The organism is Muricoccus roseus (genome assembly GCF_900141905.1).
In the GTDB taxonomy this organism is placed as follows: domain Bacteria; phylum Pseudomonadota; class Alphaproteobacteria; order Acetobacterales; family Acetobacteraceae; genus Roseomonas; species Roseomonas rosea.
The window spans coordinates 1-3136 of sequence record NZ_FQZF01000074.1 but is presented as its reverse complement, the minus strand read 5'-3'; the positions used below and the strand labels follow the sequence as shown (position 1 = coordinate 3136).

The window sequence follows — 3136 nt, the reverse complement described above, 5'->3', positions numbered from 1 at the left end:
GGCCGACCCGTTCGGACCCCGTTCCACACACCATCACTCTGAGGGACAGCCGCCCTACCGCCCAAGCCCAGGCGGCCGGCCCATTACGGCATCTAGAATCGTTCAGGTCCGCACGCCACGTTGACGGCCAAGTGTGGCGGCCTCGGCTGAGGATGCGGCGGTCGGCTTCGCGGCGCGGCCGGCGGCGGCCAACCCTTGCCAGTATTGCGTCGCGGCCGAGGCTTGCCCCTGCGCCGGCCGTGCCGGGCTGGCATCGGCCGAGGCAGATGCTTCCGCCCGACGCGGTGCGGGATCGCGGGATGAGTTGGAACCCTTGGTGTCAGACATTCTGCCCTCCTACTCCGCCGCCTGCCTATGGAAGCGGCTGGCCTCGATCGCTGCCCGCAGCTCCGGGCGGCGGAAGTAGATCGCGCGTCCGCAGCGCAGCGGCTTGGAGCCGCGGGCGAACACGAACGCCTCGTCGCCGCGCACGTCTTGCATCAGCTCATCGGGCCGGATCAGGGCGCGGGCCATCTCGTGACGGTTCATGCTGGTGCCCTTGGAGCGTGAGCCGACTTCCAGAGCCTTGCCCTGACTGCCGGCGTTGCTGCCCTCGCTCTCGGCCAGCACCGAGTGCCCGCCGGCCGCGTCGGAGACCGACTTCGCGGTGTCGGTGTTCTGCACGGCCGCATACATGCGCCAGCTCACGCTATCAAACCAGGCGTTGCGGCCCTGCCGGCCCCACTGTTCCACGAGCTGGTCCTCGGCTTGGTAGAGCAGTTGCAGGGTGATGCCATACTTCCGGCCGGCGTCGCGGGCGACTTCCAGGATCTTCATCGGCCCGAGGCGGCGAACCTCATCGAGCATGAACAGCACCCTGCCCTGCACGGCGCCGTCCGCCTCATAGAGCGCGTTCAGCAGCGCCCCAACGAGCACGCGCCCGACCGCGGGTGTGTCGCGCAGCACCTTGAGCGGGATCTGCAGGAACACCGTCAGCTTGCCCTCTGTCAGCTCGGCGGTGCCGCAGGAGGGTTCCGTGCCCTCGGCGCCGCCCGACACCAGATCGGCGTAGGCGGCGACGGAGAGCCAGGCGGTGTCGCCCGTGGCGTTGCCGTAGATGCCCGAGAAGGTCTCGGGCACGATCTTCTTGATGGTCCCCGCTATGTCGCGGGCCATGGGGCTGTTCGACCCGGCGTGGATGCCTTCCAGCACGTCGCGCATCTGGTCCTCGGGGGTGACGATGCCGGCGCGCAGGGTCCGGAGGGTCTTGGCCGCCGCGGGCATGGTGTCGTCCCACAGCATATGGGCGAGCAGGCAGGCGACGAGCTGCTTGCCCCAGTTACGGAAGAACTTGTCGGCGTCGGAGCTGCCACCCTCGGCCTCCCCGAAGATCCAGCCCACCACGGCGTGAACGTTGGTTTCCGCGAGCGGGTGGGTCACGTCGATCCAGTCGAGGACGTTGATCCCGCCCGGCGTGCCGGGTTCCAGGGAGACGACCTTGTGCCCCATCCCCTCGCGGGCCGCGGCGAGCATCGGCCCCAGCTCGCGCGAGGGATCGAGCACGACGGCGGCTCCAGTCCAGTGGACCAGAGTGGAGGCGGCCGAGACAGTCTTGAAGCCGCCGGAGCCGGCGAACACCAGGCTATGTGTCGGGCCGATCTTGCAGGGGTCCACCAGCAGCGGGGCCTTGCCGCCCTGGCCCCAGGTCTCGTACTGCTCCGGGTCAAAGGCGAGCTTGGCCACCTTGTCCTGATCCACCCGGTAGGCTTCCCCCACGACCACGCCGCCGAAGTCGGGATGCGGGCCGGGGAAGCGGTCGCGAGCCTCCTTCATGCTCATCCACTCGGCGTGCCCGTGGTTGTCGGTGCTGCCGCGCACGACCTCGCCGGGGCGGGTGACGCGCCCGCCGCGTAGCTGCACCAGGCGGTAGATCACCAGGCCGAGGAACACGGTGGGCGCCCCGGCGCCGAACATCAGCCATCGGCCGACAATGGGGTGGGGCGGCGCGAACAGGGCGTAGCTCCACCACTGGCCGATCCAGGCGGTCCCATGGAACGGGAAGTAGCGGACCAGGCCGGTGCCCCACAGGAACACGGCCGAGGCCGCGGCGGTCCAGAGCAGGGCGAGGATGGCCAGCAGCAGGCCCCAGGCCACCAAGCGGCCGGGGGAGGGGAGGCGGCGACGTTCGCTCATCGCCCCGGCCTCCGGCGTCCTGATGCTGGACGGTTAGACGCAAGGCGTACAGCGTCCATCGTATATCTCTCTTCCAGCCCGATGCAGGGCCTCCTAAGACGGTCCAGCGTTAGGCGGCGCGCAGCAGATCGGCGGCGACCTCGCCGCGGCGGGCGGCGTCATCGGCGAACCAGACCTCGCGGATGGAGTAGGTGCCGGCGTCGTTGTGCAGGGGCACGATGGCATCCACGGCGCTGCCGATCATGACGGCCAGAGTGTCGTCACCGTAGGCGGCGCCCTGCGGGGTGCCCTTCACCAGATTGAACAGCCGGCGCATGGCCTGCGGCGCGTCGGCGCCGTGAATGGTGGTGAGACTGCCGGGATGCCCGGTCATGACCTCGTTGAGATAGACCCAGGCCGCGTCGTCGCGCAGCTCCTGCAGCAGTACCCGGTCGGGACGCATCCGCAGGGTGGCTTGCAGCAGGGCGTCGGCGGTGACGCCGCCCACGGTCAGCCCGCCCTTGGAGTAGAGCAGACGGACGCAGTTGCCGTGCGGCACGACCAACTCCAGCGCGTCCTCAATCGTCAGAATGCGCTCATGTCGCGGAATTTCCGAGGTGACGGTCTTGCTCAGGGTGGTCTTGCCGCCGCCCGTGGCGCCGCAGAACAGGATGTTGCGCCGCGCCCGCACCAGGCCGCCGAAGAAGGCCACGGCGTCGCCCGCGTCGAATAGCTCCAATAGCCCGGAGCTGTCGGCCTGGCGTTGCTCACGGCGCTTGTCCCAGCGGTTCCAGCGGGAGGTGTCGTAGCGCCCGGCCAGGTCGGACAGGGCGGACACGGTATCGCTCGGCCGGCGGAAGGTCAGCGACACCATGCCGGGCGGCACGGCCGGCGGCAGCACGACTTGCAGGCGGTGGCCGGTCGGCAGGTCGGTGGAGCACAGCGGGTGCTCGGCGCCGACGTTCTGGTTCCGCAGGGCGCCGGC

2 protein-coding genes are annotated in these 3136 nt (G+C 69.9%); both read right to left on the bottom strand.

The genetic code is table 11. The features are described 5' to 3' along the window. Positions 1-336: 336 nt before the first annotated feature. Positions 337-2172, bottom strand: coding sequence for a type IV secretory system conjugative DNA transfer family protein (locus BUB97_RS25340; protein WP_073140722.1), 1836 nt, complete (start codon positions 2170-2172; stop codon positions 337-339). Positions 2173-2281: 109 nt separating this feature from the next. Beyond that, the coding region (locus tag BUB97_RS25335; RefSeq protein WP_073140720.1) for an ATPase, T2SS/T4P/T4SS family at positions 2282-3136 on the bottom strand (855 nt) is incomplete at its 5' end.

Coding starts and splice junctions, on each gene's coding strand:
- BUB97_RS25340 (WP_073140722.1), bottom strand. CDS start 2,172: ATGAGCGAACGTCGCCGCCTCCCCTCCCCCGGCCGCTTGGTGGCCTGG.